The sequence below is a fragment of the uncultured Lactobacillus sp. genome (genome assembly GCF_945290125.1).
In the GTDB taxonomy this organism is placed as follows: Bacteria; Bacillota; Bacilli; order Lactobacillales; family Lactobacillaceae; genus Lactobacillus; species Lactobacillus rizhaonensis.
In genome coordinates, this window is sequence record NZ_CALYQV010000029.1 from 1 (window position 1) to 26,164 (window position 26,164).

Here is a 26,164-nt window from a genome sequence, read left to right on the forward strand (position 1 = left end):
AAAGCAGAGCATGGATGAGCGTAAAAATAGTCAGGAGAAATATTAGCTGGCAAAGAAAAAGTGCAATAATGACACTATGCAATAATGACACTAAAGGTAAATTATTGCACCTGGTTTATATTGCTTTAAATAAAACTAAGTTTTTATTGAAACGGAAATACTTTTAATCGTAATTATTTGCTTTGGATGGTAATAGCATTAGAATGATGAACCAAATGTCGCCAATGATTGGGACTATCATGATTAAAATCCACCAAGCAGAATGATTACTGTCATGTAAACGGCGAAAGCGCAAAGATAACATTGCAATCCAGACAACAAAGGATATGATGAGAGAGCTCGTCTTGATGCTCCAATCGCCCCAATTATAAATATCATTAATTGAGTGACCTAATAAACTCTCAACTAAATTCATCAAAACAAAAGCCAATATCCAATTAATAATCACCGGCCACCAATATTCTGAACGATTAGCAGTGCCGGAAAAATTAAAAATATTCTGCCAGAACTTTTTATATGATTTAATCATTAAATATTTCCTCCTACTTTTACCTAATAAATTCATCATAGTGCATTGCAAGAGAATGGGCAAAGATAAAGGCTTTATGTGAATTAATAAGCATTATTTTTGTTTTATTATTATAAAAGCGGTATCTTGAACTTGAATTCATTGAAGGGAGAAAGTACAAATGGACAATAATTTATCAGGCCCGTTAAAGCGCTATCATCATGAAGATTTTCCTAAGCAATCACAGGAATATCCTGGACTGCAAAGTAAAATGGATCCTGCACCTGCTGGTGACATGGCCGACTATGAAGGACATGGATTGTTAAAGGGCCGCAATGCCCTTGTCACAGGTGGTGACTCCGGTATTGGCCGCGCTGTAGCGATTGGCTTTGCCAAAGAAGGAGCAGATGTAGCCATTCAGTATTTGCCAGAAGAAGAGTCAGATGCTAAAGATACAGCTGAATTGATTAAAAAGGCTGGACGTAAAGCAGTTTTGCTGCCAGCTGATTTCCGTAAACGTGGCGAAGCAGCAAAAGTTGTTGAGAAAACTGTCAAAGAATTGGGCAGTTTAGAATTACTGGTAATGAACGCAGCTATCCAACAAAATGTTGATGGCATTGAGAACTTATCGCTTGATCAAGTTCACGATACTTTTGAAGTTAATATCATTTCAATGTTTGAGATGGCTAAGGCTGCAGTACTACACATGAAGCCGGGCAGCGTAATTCTGACCTCGACTTCTTTGGAAGGCTTCAGTCCATCACCAATATTGCTTGATTATGCAGCTACCAAAGCAGCAATTGTCAGCTTTTCTATTAATTTGGCTCAAAGTCTTGCACCTAAAGGAATTAGGGTTAACAGTGTTGCACCTGGTCCTGTTTGGACACCTCTGCAAGTTTGTGGAGGTCAACCAACTGCAGCTCTTTCCAAGTTTGGTCAGGAAGTACTGTTGAAACGTGCAGGACAGCCTGATGAAATAGCTCATGTTTATATTTTCTTAGCTTCAAACTTGGCGAGTTATGTAACAGGTCAAGTTTATGGTGCCACAGGTGGACCAGCTATTAACTAAAGTATAATAAATTAAATTTAATTTCCGTTTTTGCCTCTGTGTAAGTAAAAACGGCTTTTTTATGCAAAATTTGCTTTTTGGATAGGGCTTCAGTATATTAAATAATTAATTAGTATTTAATATCCAAATAATAGAGGTGAAGAAATGAATAAAAGTATTTTTCAAAAAATAGCAATACTGTCGCAAAAAAATGCCAGGATTATTGCAGATGAGTGGCACTACGACGGCCAATATGCTTTTTACGATATGAAAAATGATCAAGAAGATTATGATGAAATAATTTCTCCCAAATTGCGTAAAAATAATTACTTTCAGGTTTCGGATATAAACGATAATTTAGTCGCCTTCTTTTGTCTTGATCCAGATAAGGAGAAAAGAGAACAAGTTGAAGTTGGATTGGGATTAGCTCCAAATTTAACTGGTCGTGGTTGGGGCAGCGAATTTATGTCAGTTATTGAAAATTACGTTAAAAATAACTATGATTATCAAGTGATTATTTTAGCGGTTGCTGACTTTAATTTGCGCGTGATTAAAGTCTATCAAAAAGCAGGTTATGTCCAAACAGGTACAAAAAATGTGCATTCAAATGGCGACATCTATAAATTCAATATTATGTCAAAGAAAATTTGAGTTTAGTTTTATAGATATTATATGAAAGAATTGAAGGTGAAAATTATGGATAAAACATGGCAAAAAATGTATGAGGCAGCAAAAAAAGTACAAGGGTTCACTGCCATTGGCCCTCATATGGAAGCTGGTGGAGTCGCTGCTGCTGTTCTAGCTGAATCAGGAAAAATTTATACGGGAGTTTGTATTGACACAGCCTGTGGATTAGGTGTCTGCGCGGAACGCAGTGCTCTTTTTAATATAATTACAAATGGTGAAACTAAAATTAGCAGAGTTTTAGCATTAATGGCAGATGGTAAAAATGGTGCTCCTTGTGGTGCTTGTCGCGAATTTATTGTTCAGTTAATGGAAAAGGATTATCAGCAAGTTGAAATTATGCTGGACTATGAAAAGGACAAAGTTGCTACAATGGGCGAACTAACCCCGCAATGGTGGCTATAATGGATAAAGAAGTAAAACAATTTTGGCAGGATTTTTGCCCAAAGCACAATTTAGCTGCTGACACTAAAGTTGACGCCTGGGCTTTTGGTTATAGTGAAAAAGATGCAAATGAATTGGCTGAGTTAGTTAGGAGAGGCATAAAAACTGCCACAACTTCAGAATATGTACCAGGTGATGAAGATATGCCTAAAGTTGGCGATTGGAACATAATTCTCGATGGTCAAGGTAAACCCGTCTGTGTTGTCCAAGACAAAGTTGTAGAAATTATTCCGTATAATCAAATTTCCGCAGAGCATGCTTATCATGAAGGAGAAGGAGATCGCAGTTATCAATATTGGCGTAAGGTTCATGATCAATTCTTTGAAGAAGAATTTAAAGCCAATGGGCAAAAATTTTATCCTCAAGCGCCAATGATTTGTGAAACTTTTGCAAAAATTGATTAATTGGGACGTTGCAAAATGAAAAGAATATGATATAGTTAAAATAATTTAGAGAAAGAGGTTATTGCCAAAATGGAGAATTAATTTCTGGTTCTATTAGTAAGCAAAAAGTTTGATAGCCAAAGCTTTTGTCATGCTTTTTTGCCGATAATCAGAAATTAGTATTGTCTCTTTGTGGTGATTTTTAAGTTTCACTGGCTTTTTGTGCACTGCTAATCAAATTATGGGCAATTTGGTTATCAGTGCTTTTTCTTTAGCAAAAAGCAGGTGTTAATATGGAATATATTAAAATAACGAATCTGAAAGTAGAGTATCAAGGTGAGGTTTTATTTCAAGCTCCACATTTAAATGTTCAAGACCGGCAAATAGTTGGTTTGATAGGTGATAATGGTGTAGGTAAAACTACGTTAGTCAACATTATTGCTGAAAAGCCTATAATTTTTGAGATAGAAGGGCAAGTTAAACGAAATTGTCATACTATTTTAGTACCCCAAATTTTAAATAGCAGTGAGCAAAGTGGTGGAGAAAAGGAAAAGGCAACTATTGTTCGAGCATTACTTCAGATAAAACAAACTCAGAATTCTCTGCTAATTTTAGATGAGCCGACATCTAATTTAGATATTGAGCAACAGCAATGGTTAATTAAAGTCTTAAACGGCTTAAAACAACCACTTTTAGTAATAAGTCATGATCAGGCTTTTTTAAGTAAGCTTGTCAATGTTATCTGGCAGATCAAGAACCAACAAGTTTATGAATTTAAAGGTACTTATGACGAATACCAGCAATTTCTTAGAACACAAGAAAAAAGGCAGAATACTGAGTATTATCAAAAACGAATTGAAATTAAAAGACTACAAAAAGATCAAAGGGAGTACGAAACTAGGGCTAAAAAATCTACTAAGAAAAAGAAAAGTATTTCTTGGTCCGATTGGAAAATAAAAGATAGCAGCGGTGTAGAAAAAGGCCTTTTTCGTGAAAGTACTTTACTGAAAAGGCGTATAGCTAAAGCAGAAACGACGCTGAAAAAGCCGCAAGTTCATCATCCAATCACTTTAGATAATATTGAAAATATGAACCTGGAGCTATCACAGAAAAGCAGCATAGTCAGATTCAAGACTCAAAGTGTTGCTGTTCATAAAAAGCAATTATTTGCAATAACTAAAGAGCTGAAGATCAAAGGAAAAGAAAAAATAGCGTTAACTGGAAAAAATGGTGCTGGAAAAACAGTTTTTTTAGCAAAATTATTTCACAAAAAACTGGCTGTCTGGCTTAATCCACAGCTAAAAATAGGCTATTTCAAGCAGAATATGGCGCAGGAAACTGAAGAAACAGCTACAGTAAAAGAGGTAATATATAAAAACAGCATTTTTAATAAAACCACTACAATGCAGCTTTTAGGTGACTTACATTTGCAAAGGTCTTTGGATAATCAAGTTAGTGCTTTGAGTGGAGGCCAGCTGGTTTGTTATAAATTGGCAAAAGTGCTTTTAGGTGAGCATAACTTGCTGATACTTGATGAGCCGGACAACTTTTTAGATATTTCATCTATTAATGCTTTAGAAGAATTTTTAAGAAACTATCCGTTTGCTATTATTGTAGTTTCTCACGATCAGAACCTGTTAAAAAACTTAAACTTTACTTCTTGGAAAATAAAAAATCACAAGTTAATAACTCCTAGTGATTTCTCCAGTAAAGAAATTGCTAAGACTGCTAATCAAATCAGTTTATTACAATTTAAATTAGACCAATTGATTTCTGATCCTAACGCTTCATTTACTGACATTGAAAATATTTCCCGGGAAATAAATAAAATTTCTAAAAAGAACTAAGTTTTATTAATTGGGGTAATAGCAGGAAAATTATTGTAGCTAAAACAATTAAAAAAATAAAATTAATTGTCAAAAAGCCTAATAATACTTGCCTGCTATGTACGTGGGCTTGCTTTAAAGCTAATAAATTGGCAAATGATGCTAATGGAGTCCCTAATCCACCGACATTAACGCCAAGAAAGATTGCTGTTATATCTGTGCTGAAGCGTGTAATTAGGAAAGTAGCCGGAACATTGCTGATTACTTGGCTTAATAATATACCTGTTAAGTAAGTGACAAAAGAACTCTGTTTTAAAAGCTGGGACACAATCGTAATGATAACTTTTTGCCTTCCTAAAATGCCTACTATCAGGAAAAAGCCAATGAAAGTAATTAAAGTACCATAATCAACCTGTGTAAGAATAAAGCAGTTTGTAATTAAAATGACTGCCACAACAACAATTGTAGTATAAATTAGCGGTACGAAATGTAGGACACCCGCAAGTGTGACCATGAGTGAAGTAAATGCGATAAATAAAGTAGTTGGCTTAACATAATAGTTTTTAGGTTTCAAAACGGGTAAGGAACTTGCTGGAATTATAAATGTAGTTAATAAAATTAAGGCAAAACTAATAATGGCTAATGGAACAGAAATTTTTAAAAAGTTAATAATAGATAAATGGTAGTGATTATAAATATAGAGATTCTGTGGGTTGCCGAAAGGGGTTAATGCACTTCCAAGATTTGCTGTGATTGTTATCAATGTTAAGGGTAAAATAAAAGGTCCATGAACTTGCTTATGAATTACTAAAAATAAGGGTATAAGACTCAAGATTGCAACATCATTAGTTAAAAACATTGCCAAAAATCCTGCTAATAAAACTAATAGTTGGGTAATTTGGCGGTGTGTGTGAGCTAAACTGATAATTTTTTGGCTAAGATAGGCCAGAGCGTTGATATTAATTAGATACTGAGTTACCAGCATTAAACTGAATAATGATAAAATTGTTTGCCAATTAACATCAGATACTTTGGGTAATGAATGACATACTATACAGACTATAGCTAAAACTATAATTGTGAACCACAATATTTTTTGTTGCTTAATGCTTTTACTAATATTTTTCACGATAACTCACTTTTGAAAATTTATTAATGATTTGCTTTTAGCTTAAATATTTTACTACAAAAGCAAATTAAGCGGAAAATTATAAGAACAAAAGATACACGTAAATTACTAATAACTATTATAATGTTAATAACTAATAGTATAAGTTTAATTAAGGAGGAAAAATGACAAAACCGATTATTGGCATTGCGGGATCTGAAATGATAGATTCTGCTGGAATGTTTCCAGGATACAGACGTAGTTATGTTAATGAGGATTATGTGGATTCTGTTGTTAAAAATGGCGGAATTCCCTTTATAATTCCTTTTACTGAAGATGATGAAGTTATTAAAAGCCAGATGGATCATGTTCAAGGATTGATTTTATCTGGTGGACATGATGTTGATCCTCACTTATATGGTGAAGAATTAATGCCTAAGATTGGTCCCATTTGGCCTCAGAGAGATCACTTTGATATGCTTTTATTAAAAATTGCTGAAGAAACTAATAAACCTGTTCTGGGAGTTTGCCGCGGGGCACAAATTATTAACGTAGCACATGGTGGCAGTCTCTACCAGGATATTAGTTATCGCTCAGAGCAAACTTTAAAACACGAACAAGGTCATGCACCTGATTTACCTACTCATAAAGTAACAATTAAGGAAAACAGCTTGTTAGCTAAAACATTGGGTAAGACTGAATGCATGGTTAATTCTTTTCACCACCAATTAATTAAAGACGTAGCGCCAGATTTACTTGAGGTTGCGGATGCAAGCGATGGCGTACCGGAAGGGCTTGAAAATAAACAGGGTACTGTTTTGGCGATTCAATGGCACCCAGAAATGCTACACAACAATCCTAATACTAAGTATGTGAATAATTTGTTTAAATTTGTGGTTGAAAATGCCAAGTAGGGAGTAAATATGACTCAAAACAAAAACGCAGGAGACAAACTTGGCTTTTGGTCGATTGTTCTTTTAGCTATTAACTCAATTATTGGTTCCGGTATTTTTTTAACACCTGGTAGTGTAGTTAGTCAGGCAGGGAGTAAAGCTTTAATTGTCTACTTCATTGCTGCAATTTTTGCCTCAATCTTAGCTATTTCTTTTTCTGCAGCCGCTAAATATGTAACTAAATCTGGTGCTTCTTATGCCTATTCTAAAGCTGCTTTTGGTGATAACGTTGGTTTTTACGTTGGGATTTTGCGTTACTTTTCTGCCAGTGTTGCCTGGGGAGTAATGGCTGTTGGTGTAATCAAATCAACTATTTCTATTTTTGGTGGTAATCCCGATAAATTTTTAAACGTTACTATTGGTTTTATTATATTAATGGTAGTTGTTACCGTAATTAACTTATTTGGACAAAAGTTTGTGAAACTTGTTATGAATTTGGCTACAGCAGGTAAATTAGCTGCATTAATTTTAATTATTGTGGCAGGTGTTGTTTTACTTATTAAAACTGGAGCCACACATAGTTTGTCATCTGTTGATCAGATAACGCAAAATGGGCATAAAATAGTGCCAACTTTAACTACTACAGGACTTGTAATGGCTGTTGTTTCGGCGTTCTATGCTTTTACAGGTTTTGAATCTGTTGCTTCTGGTTCAGAAGATATGCAAGAGCCTGAAAAAAACTTACCAAAGGCTATCCCGCTAGCAATTTTAGTTATTGCTGCAATTTATATTGGGGTAGTGGCTGTAGCGATGGTGCTAGATCCTAAGGCACTGATGACGACTAAACAAGTGGTAGCAGTCAGTGCTATTTTCAAAAATGAAGTATTGCGGGATGTAATTTTAGTTGGTGCGCTTATTTCTATGTTGGGAATAAATGTTGCTTCTAGTTTTAATGCTCCACGTATTTTGGAAGCAATGGCTCGCGAACATCAACTGCCAGGTACTTTAACCGAAAGAACTAAAAATAACTTTCCTATTAAAACATTTTTTATTTCTGAAGCATTAGCAATTTTAGTACCTTTAGCTTTTCAATATAACATGACTAACTTAATTACATTGAGTGCCATGGTCAGATTTTTAGGCTTTATCATTGTTCCTCTGGCAGTAATTTGTTTTTACTATGGTAAAAATAAGCAACCAATTTTACCAGCTCCTAAGAATGTCATAACTGATATATTTGTACCAATGTTGTCAATAGTTTTAGTAATCTTTTTGCTGGTTAAATATAACTGGCAAGCACAATTTGGTATTATTGAGAATGGTAAAGTTGTTGGTGTTAATTGGTATGCAATTTTCATGATGATCTTTGGCTTCATAATTTTACCGCTATTTATGTTTTGGTTTTCTAGAAAAGAAAGAGGCAAGCAACAGTAGTTTGCGATGATAAATTAGCACGTAAAAAAGAGTTGAGCGTGAAAACCACGTCAACTCTTTTTAAATCCAAATTTTTCTAATGTTTTCTTACTTTAAAATAGTGGATCAAGCTATAGCAGAATAAAATAATCATACCAGCTCCAGCTATTGTCATATCGGCACGAGGTGAACCATTACCTAAATTGCTGCCTAACCAATCTATAATCGTTGGTGAAGCGGCGCAGCCAACATTTACAAGCACTAAAGTAATCGTTGTAGCAAAGTTAACCGAATTTTGAGGAGCTACTTCATCTAGCCAGTTAAAAATATAAGGAACTGACAGGCCAAACCCAGTGCCTAAGACAATAACAGCAATAACTAATACTGGTAAATTAGAAGCATATGCAAGAGCCAACAGACCGACGACTTGCAGCAACAAACCTATTGGTAAAATTAAATCTTGGAGTTTCTTTTTTAAATAGCCATAGCACATTCCGACAGGTATCCCAACCAGAGTTGCTACACTTGAAACAAAAGCAATTTGACTGACGTTGGCGATTTTTTGCGTAGTGGCTAATTGTGGCAATTTAAAAGTCATTGGCATAAAGAAGACATACATGAAGAACATGATAAGAGAGATTTCCACGATGCTGCCGTTGATCTTGTTTTCCTCTTTAACTGCTGGCTTTCCAGTACCAGTTTTGTTACTTTTCTCATTTGGTAATGACACTACAAAGCCAAATAATAACATGATTGGTAGTGCTACTAAGTAGATTGCAAAAGTTGCATGCCAACCCAGAACGGCTAAGAGGCCAACACAAAATGAAAATAGAGCGGCACCTACACTACCCATTGAGTTTTGAAAACCTAGCATAGTTGATAGTTCGTTTCCCTGGTAGAATTTGGACAGCAGGCTAACTGCTAAAGAATTAAAGAGGCCAATTCCGGCTCCTAAAAGAAAGCGGGAAATTAAAATCGGTGTATAACTTGCCGCATACATTGGATATGTGCCTGCCAGTAAAGCAATTGCTAAACCAGTAATAACCGTTGGCTTAGTTCCGATCAGTTTTATTAAAAAAGGACTTATAATCAGACCTACAACAATTCCAATATTAGGAATAGTGCTTAATGTTTCTACAGCAGCCCGTGAAACTTGTGGAAATGATGAGTACATCAACGGCAGTACTGAAGAAATTTGTGGTGCTATCATTAACATTAATGATATTGATAATAGAGCACATTTGAATAATCCAGATTTTGGATTAAATTTTTTCATATTAATTGCCTCTTTTTTATTTAATACTAGTTTTAATAATATATTACTCTCTTTTTTCAATTAAAATAGCGCTTTCAGTAGCTTTAATCTGGCGCTGAGGAACCTTTTCTGATTTGCATACTGGTTTGACCATAATAATCAACCATTGCTCTATTTAAAGAGCGGATACCACTAAAGCCATTATTCATTGCTATTGCTGTGAGAGTCATAGCAGTATGACATAAGTCTTGATGCGCCTTTTGTGCCCGAAAGTTCTTAAGATATTTACCGATTGTAGTCCCCATATTTTGATGAAAAATTCGTTGCAAATATTGCCGTGATAAATGGCAACTATCTGCAATGTCTTGGGGCGTAATTGGCTCTTGGTAATAATCTTGAATATAATCTAGAGCATGACGCAAATGTCCGGTAATAATTAAGTTACGTGATATTTGCCCCTTATTATCTCGTTGCTTTAAAAAGTATTTGAGTAGAATTTTTAAAACCTGATAGCTAAGAATAGTTAAGTCCAGATTTTTTAGAGTTTTAGCAGGCGCGGATTTTATTGCAATAATTTTACTCAATAAAGTTTGTAAATAATGATATTGTTCTGTCTGCTCTAAACTTAATTTTTCAAGAGGCTGCACTTCAAATTGATAATGATCCATTTCAGGAAACATTTGTAATACTAGGGAATAAGGAAAAAGCAAGGTTAAAGCCAGATCATTTTTAGAACTGTTAAGATTACGCACGCTATGAACAACTTGGGTATTAATTATTAAAACTTCACCAGGATGTGTTTCATGATCTACCCCACCAACAATAAAATGGTCAATTTTCCCTCTTAGTGTAAAACTCAGCTCAATACTTTGATGCCAGTGGGGAGGTACTTCTGAGGAGCCTGGGTATTGATGAACCTTGATAAAAACAGGAAGTTCATCTAAGTGCACCAATTCATGCTTATCACGCACCATGATATTTTTCTCCTTTACTAAAAATGGTCGAACTAAATTATACTAGTTCAACCAGTTTTGGTAGTTATTATTTAATTGAGATATTTGCGGAAGAAGTTTAATTCATCTTCATTACACTGCTTGGCTAAATCGTCTTTTTGGTTAACGTGGAAGACATGTCCCCGGCGATGATCATTATCACCATAAAAATGAAGTTCATGGTAAATGTTTTTAGCGTGGAGATAACCTGAAAGCATGTAGGCATTATCGCGCAGAAAATCATCGGTAGAAGTCATGATAAACAGGGGTGGCAATGCCGGTGTTAGGAATTGTTCTACATTTAATTCATCATGCTTATCCATGCGAATTTCAGGTCTGAAATAAGCTTCGGGTGCACCGGCAATTGAATTAATTTCCGTTAGGAAGTAAGCTCCACAGTTTAAAGCAGCAGCTTTAATAGTTAAGTTAGGTACAGAATAGCCGAAATATTTACGATATTCATTGTTGGTATAAACTGCTAAAATTTGTTCACCCATTTGACCACCAGCACTGTCTCCAACTATAAAGACGTTGTCTAAGTCAAACTGATATTTAGCGGCATTTTCTTTTTTGGCTAACCAATGAAATACCCGATTAATATCATCTAACTCGCCCGGGTATACAACATCAGGTGCTAACCGATAATTGGCGTTAACTACTGCAAAGCCTGCTTTAGCAAGAGCTAAACAATAGAACTGGTATGTTTCCTTAGTGCCATATACCCAGCCGCCACCGTGGATATTGACGATAACCGGTAGTTTTCCGTTAGTTCTTTTTTGTGGTAAGTACACATCAAGTATCTGATACTTGGGATCATTACCATAAGGTATATTATCAAATCTTTCTACTTCGGGAATTTGTGTTGGTAAGCCTTCGTCACGTTGGTCGTCACCTTTTTTAAATTCGCTACGCATTTCTTGAACTAATTTTTGATAATCTGGTTCTGACATTTTACAGTACTCCTTTTTGTGAAATCGCTTTATCAAGTATATTTTACTTCACTATTATGAAAAAGAAAGGCTATAAAATCACTTCAAAGTGGCGATTGGTAAAACAAGAGTTTCATCAAAATTAGCACAGATTTTAATTATAATCAGTTTAAAAAACATTTTTGTTATTGACACCGCTTACAGAAAAGAGGTAAAATAACTGTAACTGAATATTCGGTTTGTAACTGATACGATCAGGCAATACCTCTTGTTCGAGAGAACGAGTAGTATTGCCTTTTTTATTTTGGAGGTAAATTATATGTCTGTTTTTCCGAAAGACTTTTTATGGGGTGGAGCAATAGCGGCAAACCAAGCAGAAGGTGCTTGGAATATAGATGAAAAAGGTGTTGCAATTACAGATACTACACAACATGGGATTGCGAAAAATGAGCACGACGAAGAAGTTCTGCCCAATACTTTTTATCCCAGTCATGAAGCTATTGATTTTTACCATAATTATGAAAGAGACTTGGAATTAATGGCTGAAATGGGCTTTAAATGTTTTCGTACTTCTATTGCCTGGACGAGAATTTATCCTACAGGAGAGGAAGAGAGTCCAAACGAAAAGGGACTTCAGTTTTATGATTGTTTGTTTGATAAAATGTTGGCCTTAGGAATTCAGCCCGTAGTAACAATATCGCATTATGAAACACCATTAGCATTACATAAAAAATATAATGGTTGGGAAAATAAAAAGTTGATATCTCTTTATATTAAATTTTGCAAAACAATTTTTGAACGTTTTGGCGATAAAGTACACTATTGGATGACATTTAATGAAATGAACAATACACAAACCATTCCATATGCGGCTGCAGCAATGGATTTATCGGGTAGTTATTCTCATCAACTTTCTCAAATTTATCAGGCTCAGCATAATATGTATGTTGCTAATGCTTTAGCTAATAAATTGGCTAAAGAAATAATGCCTGATGCTCATATGGGTATTATGCTTTCTTTAAGTCAAGCAGCTGTTTATCCAGCAAGCCCCAAACCTGAGGATGTTTTTGGTGCTCTCCAATTACAGCGAAGAACATTTGTAAGTTCGGATGTTCAATTAAAAGGCTGTTATCCGGGATATGTAAAGAGAATATGGGATGAATATAATGTCAAGCTTGACATTACTGATGAGGAACTGGACTTAATAAAAAAATATAAATCTGAATTTTTAGCATTTAGCTATTATCGTTCTAGTACTTTTGAAGATGGAATGAAAATTTATGGTGATACTGGTGGAGTGGTTGGAAAACCAAATCCTTATTTAAAGAATTCAGCTTGGGGTTGGCCAGTAGATCCTCTGGGATTACGTTGGATGTGTAATTTGGTTCAAGACAGATACGATTGTCCTATGTTTATAGTAGAAAATGGTCTTGGCGCTGTAGATAAAATAAGTGAAGATGGCAAAATTCATGATAAAGAACGTTCAGATTATCTTAAAAAACATCTTAAACAAATTGGTGAAGCAATAAAGGATGGTTGTAAAATTATTGGCTATACCTGGTGGGGACCAATTGACATCGTTTCTGCCGGTACGGGAGAAATGAATAAGCGTTACGGATTTATTTATGTTGATCGTGATAATGACGGTAAGGGAACGATGAGGAGAATAAAGAAAGATAGTTTCAATGTTTATAAAGAAATAATAAAAACGAACGGTAATTGCCTATTTTAATAGTGGTTGAAGGGGATAGTATGCATATTATTAAAATACTAAATAACAATGCTGTTCAAGTTATTAATGAAGACGGTGACCAAGTTATTATAGTTGGTCGAGGAATAGGTCATGATAAAAAAAGAGGCCAGACTATCTCTATTGAGAATAGTGACGAAGTTTTTGTAATGACAAATAAAAATCTTTTTCCATCAGTTAAAAATATTTTAACTTCAGTTTCAACTGACTTAATTGAGACAAGTAACAAAATAATTAATTACGGGAAAAATCTATTAGATACAAATTTAAACCAGAATATTATTATTAGTCTTACTGATCACCTAGATTACGCTATTTCTAAGGCGCGTGATGGAATATATACTCCGAATCCTTTAACTTTAGATATTAAAAAGTTTTATCCAACAGAGTACAAAATTGGCGAGTATGCATTAAAAGTTGTTAAAAAATATCAATTTACGATATTAAAAGAAGACGAAGCTGGCTTTATAGCAATGCATTTTGTAGATGCAACTATCAAAGATAATAAAAGTACTCACAATATACTGCGCTTAACTGAAGCATTAAAGAAAGTTTTAGCCATAGTTGAAAAAGAAATGCCAAATATCAGCAAAGATTCTTTGGCATATAGCCGTTTCGTTCGTCACATACAGTATATGATTATTAGAATTTTTGAAAATGATAAGGAAACAAATGAAATCGATGCTGACATTGCAAAGATTGTTTTTGAGAAATATCCCTTCGAATACTCTTTAGCTAAAAAAATAAGAAAAGTAATACTGCACGACTTTCAAGTTGATATAAATGATGAGGAGCAAATGTATATAACAATACATTTAGCCCGACTGGCTGATGTAAGGGGAGAACAAATATGAAACATAAAGATGAGATAAATTCAATCATTAAAGATGTGGGTGGAGTTGATAATATTCAACGTATGACCCATTGCATGACAAGATTAAGATTTAATCTTGCTGATGATAAAAAAGCTGATCTAGATGCAATTAGCAAAATTAACGGAGTATTAAACACTCAATTTCAAAATAGCCAATTACAAATTGTCATAGGACCAGCAGTCGCTGATTGGTATGACGAAATTTCGAATTTAACAGGTATTGGTCAAGAAGAAAGTCAAGAAACTGATGTGAAAGAAAAGAAAGGCTTTTTTAGCAAATTACTTGAAATCTTTTCAAATGTTTTCTTGCCGGTTATTCCAGCTATTGCTGGTGCCGGTATGATGAAAGCAATTTTGGGACTTCTGTCATCTTTTTCATTAATATCACAAAAATCTGATTCTTATATTATTCTTAATTTGATGGCCGATGCTACATTTTATTTTTTACCTTTTTTATTGGCTATATCAACAGCAAAGCTCTTTAAGACAAATGCAATATTATCAGCAGTTCTAGCTGGTGCTTTGCTATATCCAAGTTTGATCAATAATGTAGGTAAAATTAGTAACTATCATTTTTTAGGGTTGCCTATTCCAGTGATAAACTATAGTGCATCTGTTTTACCTATTATTCTCTCTGTCTGGATAATGAGTTATTTATATAGGTTTGTAGATAAGCATATGCCTGACATGCTAAAGGTTATTTTTGTACCAACTGTTGTTTTAATTATAATGATTCCCATTGAATTAATAGCCATAGGACCTTTAGGAAATTATTTAGGTAGTATATTATCTGCTGCTTCGATGAAACTATTTTCATTTTCTGGTGCTTTAGCTGGTGCTATTTTGGGTGGATTGCGTCCATTGCTGGTTATGACAGGCATGCATCAAGCATTAACCCCAATTGTTTTCCAAAATTTTGCATCAAAAGGCTATGACGTTTTGATGCCAACAATGTTAGTATCAACTTTTGCCCAGGCAACAGGTGTTTTAACTATGGCATTTAAAACAAGATCCAAGAAAGAAAAATCAGTCATTTATGCATCAGGTATTTCTGCTATTTTAGGTATTACAGAACCTGCACTATATGGTGTGATCGTAAAATATAAGCGTGTATTACTATCCGTTTGTATAGGTGGAGGTCTTGGAGCAGCTTATGTTTCAGCAATGGGCTATCATCTGGGCAGCTTCACACCATCAAATATATTAAGTTTAGCTGTCTATGCACTTATGCCTAAATTTATTCATGTAATAATTGGACTGGGAATCGCAATAGTATCGACTGCATTATTAGTACTAGTCTTGCAACCTAAAGTTGGTGTAGAAGATGAGAAACCTGTTATTGATGTAAGTAAAGAGAATACAACCCGTGAAGATTTGTCAACAATAGATATTTTTGCACCTATGGAAGGTGATTTGGTGAGTTTGAAAGAAGTACCTGATACAACATTTTCTTCCGGTGCAATGGGTGACGGCTTTGCAATTATACCTAAAAATGGTGTTGTAAAAGCTCCGTTTGCTGGCACGATTGCGGTTATAGCACAGACTGGTCATGCTGTCGGAATACGTGGAAAAAATGGTATTGAAGTTTTAATACATGTAGGTATTGATACAGTTGAATTAAACGGGAAATTTTTCCAAACTTACGTAACTCAGGGACAGAAAGTTTCAAAGGGTCAAAAATTAATTTCTTTTGATCTAAAAGAAGTAGAAAAGCAATATAATATTATTAGTCCAGTCATCGTAACTAGTGGAAAAGTTTCTTTAAAAGATGATGTTCGTGTTGATGGAATTGATAATAACACCTTACTTGCACAAGCAAGTACTGCAGATGCAATATAATAATTGCTTGATTATTATTTGAATATTATTCTTCATAAAAATTCCAAACTTAAAAAATTTGGTGCATAAAGTGAGTTCAGAAGGAAATAAACCCTTTTGGAGTCACTTTTTTAATAACAATAAATTTTGCCAGTACTAAGACAACAATCAGTTATTACTTTGTGTGGTAATAAATTCTTGATATGCCTCATCTTCCGTAGTGGGCGTAACCTTAAAATTATTAAAATCGGGATGCTTCTGGTGTAATTCACTTTCTGTAACGTCAATATAATGTGTAATCGTAGCGTTTCCGATCAATTCTATCCAATAGCTATGGTCACTGTGATGAACTTTAGTTTGAACAAAGCCGCCAGGATTAGAAACAGTCAGCAATTTGTCAAACAGATTCTTTGACTGGCAGGTCAAAGCGTAAATTAGACTTGCAGCTGACATGGCTGTACCACAGGCATTGGTGAAGCCTACACCTCGCTCGAAAGTGCGTACAAATAGATGATGCGCACTCAAAACTTGAGCAAAACTAACATTTACTCCATCAGGGAAAAATGGATTTTTCTGATTTAGTTTTGCGCCTAATTTTGCCAATAAGTCGCTTTTGAAGACACTGTCTGAAACAAAGCTGATCAAGTGGGGGTTAGGGACAGCAACTGCTGAAAATTTCAGTTTTGGTGCCAGTTCTGGCAACTCTTGATTAATTAATTCAGAATAACCTAAATTAGTAAAGGGGAGAGCCGCAGCTGCAAAACTAACCGGACTGATTTCAACACTGATTGCTTTAACCTTTGGCGCCCAGTCCGGCTGACAGTTAACGCGCAAATCGCTTTGCATAGTTTCAACTTTGAATGTTTCTTTATGGTATTTTTGTGCTAAATAGCGGCCTACTGTCCTTAACCCGTTACCACACATAGAAGCAAAAGAACCGTCTGCATTGATAACCTGCATTTTTCCTAGAGTTTCTGCATGGTCTGAATTGCTGACTACTAGTAAACCATCAGCACCATTAAGTAAGCCTCTTTCCGGCTTAGTTATCTGCTGCGCCAAGTTGACTAACTCTCCCTTAGATAATGGTGTTTGAAATTGAGTTTGATCAAGTAGAAAAAACTTATTCTGTGAACCGTGAACTTTTTGTAGTTGTATCATGAAAATTTCTCCTTAAATTAATTAAAAAACTGGTGATAGATTTCTTTAACAGCGGCAGCTGCGTCTGCCTTTTTGGTGCCTAGCATGATTGAAATGCGTGAAGCACCCTGGTTAATCATATGAATGGCAATATGCTTTTCTGCTAAAGGCAGAGTGATATTCTTCATTACACCAATCTTGTTACGCATCCCTTCTCCAACCACCATAATGATGGCATAATCATCAATCCATTCTAGTTGATCAGGTTGAAGTACTTTTTGAATTTCAAGACACATTTGCTGACGAATTTGTTTATCAAATTGTTTTTTATCAAAAATAACTGTCAAATCATCAATTCCTGATGGCATATGTTCATATGATATATTAAATTTATAGAATATTTGTAGTAATTTAAGTGTAAATCCAACTTCTTTATTTAGTAAATATTTGTGTAAATATAATGCGGCAAAATGTCCAGAACTTGCCACACCTGTAATTGTACTTTGCGGGGTAAAATTATTTTGCGGGACAATCATTGTTCCAGGTAGTTCCGGATGATTAGTGTTTTTGACATTTACTGGAATCTGACCTTCAATTGCGGGAATAATGGCTTCATCATGAAAAACAGAAAATCCTGCATATGACAGTTCCCGCAACTCACGGTATGTCATAAGCTTAATGGCACGGGGATGCGCAATAATTCTGGGGTCAGCTGCGTAGATTGCATCTACATCCGTAAAGTTTTCATATAAATCTGCTTTAATTCCACGTGCCCAAATTGCTCCGGTAATATCCGAACCTCCGCGAGAAAAGGATGCTATTAAGCCATCTTCTGTAATGCCATAAAAACCGGGTACGACTAGTAAATCTGAAGTTTGTGCCCATTTTTGTAAATTTTCGTAAGTTTCTGGTAGAACTTGAGCATCGTTAGCATTACTAGTAACCATAAAGCCAGCTTCTGCGGGATCCAAAAAGCGAGCGGCTATATGGCGCTTTTGCAGAATTAAAGTTAAAAGCTGTGCACTAAGTTTTTCACCATGTGCTTTAAAACCCGCCATTAAAAAATCTGTGTTTGGATAAGAGAGTTGAGGAAGATTGAGTAATTCTTGTAACAATTGCTTTACTAATTGCTCGGATATTTGAAAGTAATCTGCAATATTCTGATACCTGGTCCAAATTGCCTTTACCGTTGCACTATAATCTTGATTATTAAGTACATTTTCTGCATATGTAATTAATAGATCCGTTACTTTAGTGTCGTTTTTAGACCTTTTGCCGGGAGCAGAAGTCACGATCACTTTACGTGCTGGATCAGCATTAATAATGTTTAAAACTTTTTGAAAATGTTCTCCGTCAGCTAGAGAACTACCACCAAATTTAACGACTTTCATGTTAATACCTTTCACAATTAAATTTAATTTAAGTAATTAGTATTGGATTTTAACATTAAAATTTTAATCTTCAACTGCAAAAGAAAGTTGTTATTCAGTAAAGTGGCTGTTTTGGGTCATATTATTGCATTAAAATTTGCGCTAAAAGTATTGGTGTCAATGGCATTGGACAAGATAAAAAATAAATAAATTTGAAAAATAATATTTTTATTTAAAAAATTAAAAAGCAATTGTCGGTGGAAATGGTTGACAATCATATTAATTAATAATAATATTTTAATAAATCGAAGAGGTTGCAACCAACAAGAGTAGCTGGTGGAGTTTCTGCAAAAAACCAGGAAGCCAGTCAAAGGGGCGGTTGCCGAAGCTTTAATTATTGCGGTAATTAATAAGCTGGGACGTAATCTAACAGGTTACGGACTGTCGCAATTTTATATTCGCGGAGCGCTATCGACAAAATTGATACCAGATAATAACTTGAAGGACTCTTTTGTTAGGTACAACAAAAGAGCCTTTTTATTTAACAAAAAGGGAGAGACTTAAATGGCTGCTAATGATTATTATCAAACTAATACCCAGGGTCATTTGACAATTGGGGGAGTAGACGCTTTGGAACTAGCAAAGAAGTTTGGTACCCCCTTAGTTGTTTATGATGTTCAGAAAATCAAACGGCAATTTCAGGCTTTCCAAACTGCTTTTGAAAAAGAGCAGGTAGATTATGCAATTAGCTATGCCAGTAAGGCTTTTGCTACGATTGCAATTTACCAGATAATCAATAAACTGGGAGGACACATTGACGTTGTTTCTGGTGGAGAATTATATACTGCACTTAAAGCTGGTTTCCCAGCAGAAAAAGTCAGTTTTCACGGTAATAATAAAACACCAGATGAGTTGTTAATGGTTATTCAAAATCATGTGGGCGTTATTATTTTAGATAATTTTACTGAGATTAAGCTATTAACACGGATTTTAAACCAAACTAATACTCACGTGCAGGTAATGTTGAGAGTAACTCCAGGAGTTTCTGCTCATACTCATGAATATGACCAAACAGGTCAAGAGGACAGCAAATTTGGCTTTGACATTCGTTCAGGTCAGGCTGAACAGGCATTTTTACAAGTTAGAGCTGACGCACAAATGGAATTAATTGGACTGCACGCACATATCGGTTCACAAATTTTAGCAACAGAAGGTTTTAAACTTGAAGTAGAGAAGTTGATGAAGCTAGTGAACAATTGGAAACAAAAACATGATTATCAACCTCAGGTGTTAAATTTGGGAGGCGGTTTCGGCATCAGGTATACCAAGCAGGATAATTCAGTAACTGCTCATACCTTTGTTGGTCAAATCGTACAGACAGTCAAAAAGTGTGTACAGGAAGATCATTTAAAAATGCCTGCAATTTGGATTGAACCAGGACGTTCGATTGTCGGCGAGGCCGGCTATAACTTGTATACAGTTGGTTCACGTAAAGATGTACCAGGGCTTTTGCCTTACGTGGCAGTCGATGGCGGTATGGGTGATAATATCAGACCGGCACTTTATCAGGCAGAATATGAGGCACTGTTAGCAGAAAATCCTCAAGCAAAGCCTGAAGAAACAGTTAAGCTTGCGGGTCGCTACTGTGAATCTGGCGACATTATTATTAACAAATTGGCATTGCCTAAAAGCAAGCTGGGAGATGTAATTGCGGTTTTGGCAACTGGTGCTTATGGCTATAGTATGGCATCTAATTATAATCGTGTTCCCAGGCCAGCAGTTGTTTTTGCAGAAAATGGACAAGCACAAGTAGTAGTTACACGTGAAACTTATGCGGATATAGTTATTCATGATCGCTTTTATCAAATGGAAGGATAAATTATAAATATGAAAAAAATGACGGCAACCGAAATCATTGATTTTATTGCTAATTCAACCAAAAAAACACCAGTTAAAGTTTATGTCAAAGGAAATTTGTCTCAGTTAAATTGGCCAGAAGACTGCAAAACTTTTATTGAAAATCATACTGGGGTTGTTTTTGGAGACTGGCAAGTCTTGGGGCCTTTTATAGAAAAAAACTCTGACAAATTTGCTGATTATCAAGTGGAAAATACTAGTCGCAATTCCGCCATTCCGTTGTTGGATCTAAAGAACATTTCTGCCAGAATTGAGCCAGGGGCACTAATTCGTGAAAACGTTGATATAGGCAAAAATGCGGTAATCATGATGGGGGCAGTCATTAATATCGGTGCTGAAATAGGGGAAAATGCCATGATTGATATGAATGCTGTTTTAGGTGGCAGAGCAATTGTTGGCCCTAACAGTCATGTCGGGGCAGGTGCAGTGATAGCTGGAGTCGTAGAACCGGCTTCGGCGCAACCTGTGAAAATTGGCAAGGATGTTTTAATTGGTGCCAATGCTGTAGTTTTAGAAGGAGTTCAAGTTGGTGATCATGCCGTAGTAGCTGCTGGGGCAGTAGTAACTAAGGATGTGCCAGCAAATAGTGTCGTTGCCGGGGTACCGGCAAAAATTATTAAAATGCGTGATCAAAAAACTGCCTCTAAAACAGGAATTGAGCCAGGATTAAGAAAGCTGTGAATTAATTAATGTTAACTTCTGCACAACTAATTAAAATTCGCCGCGACTTGCATCAGATTCCAGAATTAGCTCTGCACGAATACCAAACACAAAAATATTTATTGCAGGTTATTGGTAATTTTAATCAAAAATATATTGAAATTCGCACATGTTCTGAACTGCCTACAGCTATATTGGTTCTGGTTCGGGGAAGCAAACCGCAAAAAACGATTGGCTATCGCGCAGATATAGATGGCTTACCGGTTCAAGAACAGACCGGCCTGTCGTTTGCTTCCCACAATCAAGGTCAAATGCATGCTTGTGGTCATGATATCCATATGACAGTAGCCCTGGGAATTCTAGATTATTTTTGCGATCACCAACCGCAAGACAATTTGCTGTTCTTTTTCCAGCCAGCTGAAGAAAGTGAGAGTGGTGGTAAAAAAGCCTATGAGACAGGAATTTTTACTGGTAAGTGGCGCCCAGATGAATTCTTTGCTTTGCATGATACTCCCGATTTACCTACCGGCACAATTGGCTGCCGTTTGGGGACTTTATTTGCAGGTACAACTGAAATCAATATTGATTTATATGGTAAGGATGGTCATGCAGCATATCCTCAGCAAGCTAATGATATGGTAGTGGCTGCGGCTGCTTTAATAGAGCAAATTCAGACAATTATTTCTCGCAGTATTGATCCTATTGCAGGTGGTGTTATTACAATAGGAAAAGTTAGAGCTGGTACAGTTAGAAATGCTATCGCAGGCCATGCTCACTTAGAAGGAACCATTCGGGGATTATCCCAAAAAATGATTAAAAAAATTGATCAGCGTCTGCGAGATGTAACTCAAGGAATAGCACACAGCTATAATGCTAAAGTTGATTTGCAGCTTAATCAAGGTGGTTATTGGCCGGTTGAAAATGATCCCCAAATCACAAGCAAATTTATTAAATATATGAAGGAAAATGCTCAAATTAATTACCAAGAGATGCAACCAGCTATGACTGGAGAGGACTTTGGCTATTTACTAGCACAAATTCCCGGCACCATGTTCTGGTTGGGAGTGGATAATGATTCGCAACTTCATTCTGCAACCTTCAACCCGCATGAAGAAGCCATAGAAGTAGGAATTAAAGCAGTGGTAGGTTTTTTACTGAGTCACATGTAGCTCAAAAGGAGAAAAGACATGACTAATTTTGACAAGGCAGATTTAATGACAGCGATAATTACGCCCTTTAATAAGGAAGATAAAGTTGACTATCCTGGCCTGAAACGATTAACTAAGCATTTACTCAATACGGGTAGTACTGGTTTTGTCATTGGCGGTACTACTGGTGAAACAGCAACAATGACCCATGATGAAAAAATTGAATTATATACTAAATTTGCTCAAATAATTGCTGGGCGTGTGCCAGTGGTTGCAGGTACAGGCAGCAATAATACTGCACAGACATTTGCATTTACTCAAGAGGTGGGCCAAATTCCCGGTATTGATATGGCACTAGTAGTAGCACCTTACTATAACAAGCCAGATCAAAGGGGAATTACAGCCCATTATGAAAAGGTGGCTGAAAGTTCGCCAATACCGATCATTATATATAACATTCCGGGTCGAACAGGAATTAAGATTACTAAAGAAACTTTGGTTGAGTTATCGCATAATCCTAAAATTGCTGGTGTTAAGCAATGTGCTGACTTAGAAGACTTAGAATATATTGTTGAACACGCAGCAAAAGATTTCTTGGTGTATACGGGCGAAGATTTGCAGTCTTTAACAGCTAAAGTTTTAGGGGCAAAAGGAGTAATTTCGGTAGCTTCTCATGTTTATGGCTCAGCCATGCGTGAAATGTATGATGATTTAGATCAGGGTAAGGTAGCTGCAGCAGGGAAATTGCAAAGACGACTAATGTCGAAGATGCAAGCCTTATTCATGTATCCTTCACCATCGCCAGTTAAAGCCGTCTTAAATGCCCAAGGATTGCCAGCTGGTGGCTGCCGGCTACCTATTGTAGATTTAAATGAAACAGAAAAACGGCAATTAGCTATTCATTTAGGTTTAACTGAATCGGCTTTATTACATAAATTGCCGTTAGAACTAGGAGTAGAATAATGAAAAAAATTTTGATAGCTGGTGCCACGGGATCCATGGGCAGGCAAACTGTCCAGTTGGTTGAAAATTTACCTGACTGTCAATTGGTAGCAGTTTTGGCACCTACTGCATCTGAGAGCTCAGATTTTAAGCCTGCTGTTGCCCGCTTTGATAATTTGGCCGCTGTAAATATTGCTGCTGATATTTGGATTGATTTTACGACTCCACAAGCAGTTTATGAAAATACTAAATTTGCTTTAAAGCACCATATGCACCCAATTGTGGGAACAAGTGGTTTAACTTCTGAACAAACAAAACAGTTACAAGAACTGGCAAAAAAGGAAAAAATTGGTGGCCTTATTGCTCCAAATTTTGGCTTGTCGGCTGTCTTATTAATGAAGTTTGCACAAGAAGCGGCGCGGTATTTTCCTGATGCAGAGGTCATTGAAATGCATCATGCTGATAAAAAGGATGCCCCTAGTGCTACTGCTATTGCGACTGCCAAAGTGATTGCAGAAAACCGCAATTCAGAAAATTGTTTCAAAACAACAAGTGATTCTAAAGCTCGCGGTGCTGATTATGATGGAGTTCCTGTTCACTCCGTTCGTTTACCTGGTTATATAGCCCACGAGCAGGTGCTTTTTGGTGGTTCCGGCGAAGCTTTAACAATCAGGCAAGACTCATTTTCCCGTTCTTCATTTATGCAGGGCGTTAAAGTAGCCATGAGTCGGGTAATGGATTTAACGGATTTAGTGGTCGGTTTAGACCAGATTTTATAATTACAAGGAGAACAAAATGCCCCAATTAGCTACTGATTTAACTTCAATTACTCATACACCATTGGAAAAAATTCCTCCTTCTGGTATCCGTGCTTTTGCCCAAAAAGTTGATGGTATTCCTGATTTAATTAAACTAACTTTAGGAGAACCCGATTTAAATACACCTGAACATGTTAAAAAAGTTGCAGCCCAAAGTATATTAGATAATGATTCGCATTACTCGGCCCAAAAAGGAACACTTAGGCTGCGTCAGGCTATCAGCAATTATTTAAAGCGCAAGCAAGGCTTAACCTATAATCCTGAAAGTGAAATTATAGTCACGGTCGGTGCGACAGAGGCCATAGCTGCAACCATGTTGGCACTATTTCAACCAGGTGATCAAATTATTGTGCCTACTCCATCTTATGCTCTTTATTTTTCGCTAATTCAATACACTAAAGCTGAATTGGTCGCCATCAATACGGCAGATACGAATTTTGTTTTAACTCCGCAGGCACTGGAAAAGACTTTAGATGAGCACCCTCATGCTAAAGCAATTTTATTTAACTATCCTACTAATCCCACCGGCAGGGAATGTCCTAGTTCTGTTTTAGAACAGATAGCACCGATCATTAAAAAGCATCATCTTTATATTATTTCCGATGAAATTTATAGTGAATTGACTTATGACTTTAATCATGTTTCGATTGCGCATTATTTACCCGAACGTACTTTATTAATTAATGGCTTGTCCAAGTCTCATGCGATGACCGGTTACCGTTTAGGCTATGTGACTGGACCAGCTGCTTTAATTAGTTTGATTGCGAAGATGCACGCATTTTTGGTTACTGCCCCATCTAATCCTGCACAAGCAGCGGCAACCGAGGCTTTGGAAAATGGTGATCAGGATCCAGCTAAGGCACGCCCAATTTATCAAAAAAGACGTGACTATATTGTTAGTGCGTTAAACAATATGGGTCTTGAAACCCATACCAGTGAAGGAGCATTCTATGTTTTTGCTAAAATACCGGCAAGTTATGGTCAAGATGATGAGACTTTTGCACTGGACTTAGCTCACAAGGCTAAAGTTGGGGGAACGCCTGGAAATGCTTTTGGTCCTGGCGGCGAAGGTTATATTCGGTTTTCCTACGCTGCCAGCGATGAAAACTTGCATACAGCAATGAACCGCATCCAAAAATTTTTAGCAGAAAAAGGTGATAATTGATGAGAAAATACGCAGTTGCAATTCTGGGTGCCACAGGTGCAGTAGGTCAGCGTTTAATTAGTGAACTAGAAAAGTCTAAAATTCCAGTCAAACAAATCAAACTACTGGCTTCTAAACGGTCAGCAGGTAAAAAACTAAAATTTAAGAATCAAGAAATCATAGTAGAAGAAGCACAACCTGATTCATTTAAGGAAGTGGACTTGGTTTTATCATCTGCTGGCGGAGCTGTGTCAAAAAGGCTGTTGCCTGAAGCAGTCAAAAGAGGAGCGGTATGTGTGGACAACACTAGTGCTTTCCGTATGGCTGATGAGGTGCCCTTGATTGTTCCGGGAGTTAATGATGAACAATTGGTAAATCACCATGGCATTATTGCCAACCCTAACTGTTCAACTATTCAAATGGTGGCTGCACTTTACCCGCTGCACGTTAAATGGGGAATTAAGCAAATTATTGTTTCGACTTATCAGGCTGTGTCTGGAGCCGGTAAAGCAGCTTGGGATGAGCTGCTTCAGCAAGCTCAGGACAGGTTGAATAAGCAAAAGACAACAGCTAAGATCCTACCCACCGCCTCTGCTAAAAAGCATTATCCTATGGCGTTTAACTTGTTACCCCAAATTGATGTTTTTGAAGATGATGGGTACACGCACGAAGAATGGAAAATGATTCATGAAACCAAAAAGATTTTGTTTAATGATCAGGACTCAAAGAAGATTAAAGTCACTGCTACTTGTGTCCGCGTACCGGTTGAAATTGGTCATGGTGAAACGGTTTATTTTGTGCTGAAGGATGAAAAGGCAACGACTGCAGAAATAAAGCAGGAAATTGTAAAAACTCCTGGCCTTGTTTTACAGGATGACCCTGAAAATCAGATCTATCCCCAACCACTTTTAGCTGCCGGTAAAAAGGAAACTTTCGTTGGCCGTATTCGTCCAGATCAAGAAAATCCTGGTGCATTTAATATGTGGATCGTAGCTGATAACTTATTAAGAGGCGCCGCCAGCAACACAGTAGAAATTGCAGAATGTTTAGTGAGAGATAATTTAGTGCGTGTGCCCAAAAATAGTTAGTTCTATATTTAATTA

At 36.3% G+C, this 26,164-nt stretch carries 24 protein-coding genes and 1 riboswitch; of the genes, 17 read left to right on the forward strand and 7 right to left on the reverse strand.

The window, feature by feature from the left end; translation table 11 throughout:
• Positions 1–163 precede the first annotated feature (163 nt).
• Positions 164–529 carry a DUF805 domain-containing protein gene (locus Q0K80_RS06205; RefSeq protein WP_187157047.1) on the reverse strand — a complete coding sequence of 122 codons (366 nt, stop codon included), beginning with the start codon at positions 527–529 and terminating at the stop codon, positions 164–166.
• 160 nt (positions 530–689) lie between these two features.
• On the opposite strand from Q0K80_RS06205, the gene Q0K80_RS06210 reads away from it, so the two are divergent.
• The 5 genes from Q0K80_RS06210 to Q0K80_RS06230 all read left to right on the forward strand — a co-directional run bounded on the left by Q0K80_RS06210 (position 690) and on the right by Q0K80_RS06230 (position 4,914).
• The gene (locus Q0K80_RS06210) at positions 690–1,577 is read left to right on the forward strand and encodes an SDR family oxidoreductase (RefSeq protein ID WP_294604425.1); all 888 of its coding nucleotides are present in this window, start codon (positions 690–692) and stop codon (positions 1,575–1,577) included.
• A 144-nt stretch (positions 1,578–1,721) separates the two neighbouring features.
• Complete coding sequence (locus Q0K80_RS06215) at positions 1,722–2,207, forward strand: GNAT family protein (RefSeq protein WP_294604427.1); 486 nt, start codon at positions 1,722–1,724, stop codon at positions 2,205–2,207.
• A gap of 45 nt (positions 2,208–2,252) precedes the next feature.
• Positions 2,253–2,645, forward strand: a complete 393-nt coding sequence (locus tag Q0K80_RS06220; RefSeq protein WP_294604429.1) for a cytidine deaminase — start codon at positions 2,253–2,255, stop codon at positions 2,643–2,645.
• Entirely contained in the window at positions 2,645–3,088 is a 444-nt protein-coding gene (locus tag Q0K80_RS06225; protein WP_294604430.1) for an ASCH domain-containing protein, read from the forward strand. Before Q0K80_RS06220 ends, Q0K80_RS06225 begins: the two co-directional genes overlap by 1 nt.
• Positions 3,089–3,360: 272 nt before the next feature.
• On the forward strand, positions 3,361–4,914 hold the full coding sequence (locus Q0K80_RS06230) for an ATP-binding cassette domain-containing protein (protein WP_294604431.1): 1,554 nt from the start codon (positions 3,361–3,363) through the stop codon (positions 4,912–4,914).
• Here the strand turns inward: Q0K80_RS06230 and Q0K80_RS06235 are convergent.
• Complete coding sequence (locus tag Q0K80_RS06235; RefSeq protein WP_294604432.1) at positions 4,901–6,022, reverse strand: SLC13 family permease; 1,122 nt, start codon at positions 6,020–6,022, stop codon at positions 4,901–4,903. The two genes, Q0K80_RS06230 and Q0K80_RS06235, sit on opposite strands and share 14 nt — an antisense overlap.
• A gap of 164 nt (positions 6,023–6,186) precedes the next feature.
• On the opposite strand from Q0K80_RS06235, the gene Q0K80_RS06240 reads away from it, so the two are divergent.
• Both Q0K80_RS06240 and Q0K80_RS06245 read left to right on the forward strand, forming a co-directional pair.
• Entirely contained in the window at positions 6,187–6,915 is a 729-nt protein-coding gene (locus tag Q0K80_RS06240; protein ID WP_294604434.1) for a gamma-glutamyl-gamma-aminobutyrate hydrolase family protein, read from the forward strand.
• Positions 6,916–6,924: 9 nt separating this feature from the next.
• Positions 6,925–8,328: an APC family permease gene (locus tag Q0K80_RS06245; protein ID WP_294604435.1), complete on the forward strand. Its 1,404-nt coding sequence runs from the start codon at positions 6,925–6,927 to the stop codon at positions 8,326–8,328.
• A 76-nt stretch (positions 8,329–8,404) separates the two neighbouring features.
• Here Q0K80_RS06245 and Q0K80_RS06250 read toward each other — a convergent pair whose 3' ends face one another.
• From Q0K80_RS06250 to Q0K80_RS06260, 3 genes are all read right to left on the reverse strand, one after another.
• A complete protein-coding gene (locus Q0K80_RS06250; protein ID WP_294604437.1) occupies positions 8,405–9,583 on the reverse strand; it encodes an MFS transporter in 1,179 nt (392 codons plus the stop codon).
• Positions 9,584–9,666: 83 nt separating this feature from the next.
• On the reverse strand, positions 9,667–10,536 hold the full coding sequence (locus Q0K80_RS06255; RefSeq protein WP_294604439.1) for an AraC family transcriptional regulator: 870 nt from the start codon (positions 10,534–10,536) through the stop codon (positions 9,667–9,669).
• 71 nt (positions 10,537–10,607) lie between these two features.
• The gene (locus Q0K80_RS06260) at positions 10,608–11,504 is read right to left on the reverse strand and encodes an alpha/beta hydrolase (RefSeq protein WP_294604441.1); all 897 of its coding nucleotides are present in this window, start codon (positions 11,502–11,504) and stop codon (positions 10,608–10,610) included.
• A 298-nt stretch (positions 11,505–11,802) separates the two neighbouring features.
• Between Q0K80_RS06260 and Q0K80_RS06265 the strand changes: the two genes are divergently transcribed.
• From Q0K80_RS06265 to Q0K80_RS06275, 3 genes are read left to right on the forward strand one after another with little or no spacing between them, the layout of a single operon-like run.
• Positions 11,803–13,215: a glycoside hydrolase family 1 protein gene (locus Q0K80_RS06265; RefSeq protein ID WP_294604442.1), complete on the forward strand. Its 1,413-nt coding sequence runs from the start codon at positions 11,803–11,805 to the stop codon at positions 13,213–13,215.
• Between the two features lie 20 nt (positions 13,216–13,235).
• Positions 13,236–14,087: a PRD domain-containing protein gene (locus Q0K80_RS06270; RefSeq protein WP_294604444.1), complete on the forward strand. Its 852-nt coding sequence runs from the start codon at positions 13,236–13,238 to the stop codon at positions 14,085–14,087.
• Positions 14,084–15,946, forward strand: coding sequence for a beta-glucoside-specific PTS transporter subunit IIABC (locus Q0K80_RS06275; RefSeq protein ID WP_294604445.1), 1,863 nt, complete (start codon positions 14,084–14,086; stop codon positions 15,944–15,946). The genes Q0K80_RS06270 and Q0K80_RS06275 overlap by 4 nt, the downstream gene beginning before the upstream one ends.
• Positions 15,947–16,093: 147 nt before the next feature.
• Here Q0K80_RS06275 and dapF read toward each other — a convergent pair whose 3' ends face one another.
• Together dapF and Q0K80_RS06285 are read right to left on the reverse strand one after the other, a co-directional pair.
• On the reverse strand, positions 16,094–17,083 hold the full coding sequence (dapF, locus tag Q0K80_RS06280) for a diaminopimelate epimerase (protein WP_294604447.1): 990 nt from the start codon (positions 17,081–17,083) through the stop codon (positions 16,094–16,096).
• Between the two features lie 17 nt (positions 17,084–17,100).
• Positions 17,101–18,453: an aspartate kinase gene (locus tag Q0K80_RS06285; protein ID WP_294604449.1), complete on the reverse strand. Its 1,353-nt coding sequence runs from the start codon at positions 18,451–18,453 to the stop codon at positions 17,101–17,103.
• A 279-nt stretch (positions 18,454–18,732) separates the two neighbouring features.
• A riboswitch (Lysine riboswitch) is annotated at positions 18,733–18,912 on the forward strand.
• Between the two features lie 84 nt (positions 18,913–18,996).
• On the opposite strand from Q0K80_RS06285, the gene lysA reads away from it, so the two are divergent.
• Genes lysA through Q0K80_RS06320 form a run of 7 tightly spaced genes read left to right on the forward strand, consistent with a single transcriptional unit; the run spans position 18,997 to position 26,149 of the window.
• Positions 18,997–20,310 (forward strand): diaminopimelate decarboxylase, encoded by a 1,314-nt coding sequence (gene lysA, locus Q0K80_RS06290; protein ID WP_294604451.1) that lies wholly within the window; start codon positions 18,997–18,999, stop codon positions 20,308–20,310.
• Positions 20,311–20,319: 9 nt separating this feature from the next.
• The gene (gene dapD / locus Q0K80_RS06295) at positions 20,320–21,030 is read left to right on the forward strand and encodes a 2,3,4,5-tetrahydropyridine-2,6-dicarboxylate N-acetyltransferase (RefSeq protein WP_294604452.1); all 711 of its coding nucleotides are present in this window, start codon (positions 20,320–20,322) and stop codon (positions 21,028–21,030) included.
• A gap of 8 nt (positions 21,031–21,038) precedes the next feature.
• Positions 21,039–22,178, forward strand: coding sequence for an N-acetyldiaminopimelate deacetylase (locus Q0K80_RS06300; protein WP_294604453.1), 1,140 nt, complete (start codon positions 21,039–21,041; stop codon positions 22,176–22,178).
• Between the two features lie 18 nt (positions 22,179–22,196).
• On the forward strand, positions 22,197–23,120 hold the full coding sequence (gene dapA, locus Q0K80_RS06305; protein ID WP_294604455.1) for a 4-hydroxy-tetrahydrodipicolinate synthase: 924 nt from the start codon (positions 22,197–22,199) through the stop codon (positions 23,118–23,120).
• Complete coding sequence (gene dapB / locus Q0K80_RS06310) at positions 23,117–23,878, forward strand: 4-hydroxy-tetrahydrodipicolinate reductase (RefSeq protein WP_294604460.1); 762 nt, start codon at positions 23,117–23,119, stop codon at positions 23,876–23,878. The genes dapA and dapB overlap by 4 nt, the downstream gene beginning before the upstream one ends.
• Positions 23,879–23,894: 16 nt before the next feature.
• Positions 23,895–25,082 (forward strand): aminotransferase class I/II-fold pyridoxal phosphate-dependent enzyme, encoded by a 1,188-nt coding sequence (locus Q0K80_RS06315; RefSeq protein WP_294604456.1) that lies wholly within the window; start codon positions 23,895–23,897, stop codon positions 25,080–25,082.
• Positions 25,079–26,149, forward strand: a complete 1,071-nt coding sequence (locus tag Q0K80_RS06320; RefSeq protein WP_294604458.1) for an aspartate-semialdehyde dehydrogenase — start codon at positions 25,079–25,081, stop codon at positions 26,147–26,149. The genes Q0K80_RS06315 and Q0K80_RS06320 overlap by 4 nt, the downstream gene beginning before the upstream one ends.
• Positions 26,150–26,164 lie beyond the last annotated feature (15 nt).

What these genes read in the sequence shown, in the direction of transcription:
- Q0K80_RS06210 (WP_294604425.1), top strand. Translation starts at nt 690, where the DNA reads ATGGACAATAATTTATCAGGCCCGTTAAAGCGCTATCATCATGAAGAT.
- Q0K80_RS06205 (WP_187157047.1), bottom strand. Translation starts at nt 529, where the DNA reads ATGATTAAATCATATAAAAAGTTCTGGCAGAATATTTTTAATTTTTCC.
- Q0K80_RS06230 (WP_294604431.1), top strand. Translation starts at nt 3,361, where the DNA reads ATGGAATATATTAAAATAACGAATCTGAAAGTAGAGTATCAAGGTGAG.
- Q0K80_RS06285 (WP_294604449.1), bottom strand. Translation starts at nt 18,453, where the DNA reads ATGAAAGTCGTTAAATTTGGTGGTAGTTCTCTAGCTGACGGAGAACAT.
- Q0K80_RS06225 (WP_294604430.1), top strand. Translation starts at nt 2,645, where the DNA reads ATGGATAAAGAAGTAAAACAATTTTGGCAGGATTTTTGCCCAAAGCAC.
- Q0K80_RS06245 (WP_294604435.1), top strand. Translation starts at nt 6,925, where the DNA reads ATGACTCAAAACAAAAACGCAGGAGACAAACTTGGCTTTTGGTCGATT.
- dapD (WP_294604452.1), top strand. Translation starts at nt 20,320, where the DNA reads ATGAAAAAAATGACGGCAACCGAAATCATTGATTTTATTGCTAATTCA.
- Q0K80_RS06220 (WP_294604429.1), top strand. Translation starts at nt 2,253, where the DNA reads ATGGATAAAACATGGCAAAAAATGTATGAGGCAGCAAAAAAAGTACAA.
- Q0K80_RS06260 (WP_294604441.1), bottom strand. Translation starts at nt 11,504, where the DNA reads ATGTCAGAACCAGATTATCAAAAATTAGTTCAAGAAATGCGTAGCGAA.
- dapA (WP_294604455.1), top strand. Translation starts at nt 22,197, where the DNA reads ATGACTAATTTTGACAAGGCAGATTTAATGACAGCGATAATTACGCCC.
- Q0K80_RS06315 (WP_294604456.1), top strand. Translation starts at nt 23,895, where the DNA reads ATGCCCCAATTAGCTACTGATTTAACTTCAATTACTCATACACCATTG.
- lysA (WP_294604451.1), top strand. Translation starts at nt 18,997, where the DNA reads ATGGCTGCTAATGATTATTATCAAACTAATACCCAGGGTCATTTGACA.
- Q0K80_RS06250 (WP_294604437.1), bottom strand. Translation starts at nt 9,583, where the DNA reads ATGAAAAAATTTAATCCAAAATCTGGATTATTCAAATGTGCTCTATTA.
- Q0K80_RS06215 (WP_294604427.1), top strand. Translation starts at nt 1,722, where the DNA reads ATGAATAAAAGTATTTTTCAAAAAATAGCAATACTGTCGCAAAAAAAT.
- Q0K80_RS06265 (WP_294604442.1), top strand. Translation starts at nt 11,803, where the DNA reads ATGTCTGTTTTTCCGAAAGACTTTTTATGGGGTGGAGCAATAGCGGCA.
- Q0K80_RS06240 (WP_294604434.1), top strand. Translation starts at nt 6,187, where the DNA reads ATGACAAAACCGATTATTGGCATTGCGGGATCTGAAATGATAGATTCT.
- dapF (WP_294604447.1), bottom strand. Translation starts at nt 17,083, where the DNA reads ATGATACAACTACAAAAAGTTCACGGTTCACAGAATAAGTTTTTTCTA.
- Q0K80_RS06275 (WP_294604445.1), top strand. Translation starts at nt 14,084, where the DNA reads ATGAAACATAAAGATGAGATAAATTCAATCATTAAAGATGTGGGTGGA.
- Q0K80_RS06270 (WP_294604444.1), top strand. Translation starts at nt 13,236, where the DNA reads ATGCATATTATTAAAATACTAAATAACAATGCTGTTCAAGTTATTAAT.
- Q0K80_RS06300 (WP_294604453.1), top strand. Translation starts at nt 21,039, where the DNA reads ATGTTAACTTCTGCACAACTAATTAAAATTCGCCGCGACTTGCATCAG.
- Q0K80_RS06255 (WP_294604439.1), bottom strand. Translation starts at nt 10,536, where the DNA reads ATGGTGCGTGATAAGCATGAATTGGTGCACTTAGATGAACTTCCTGTT.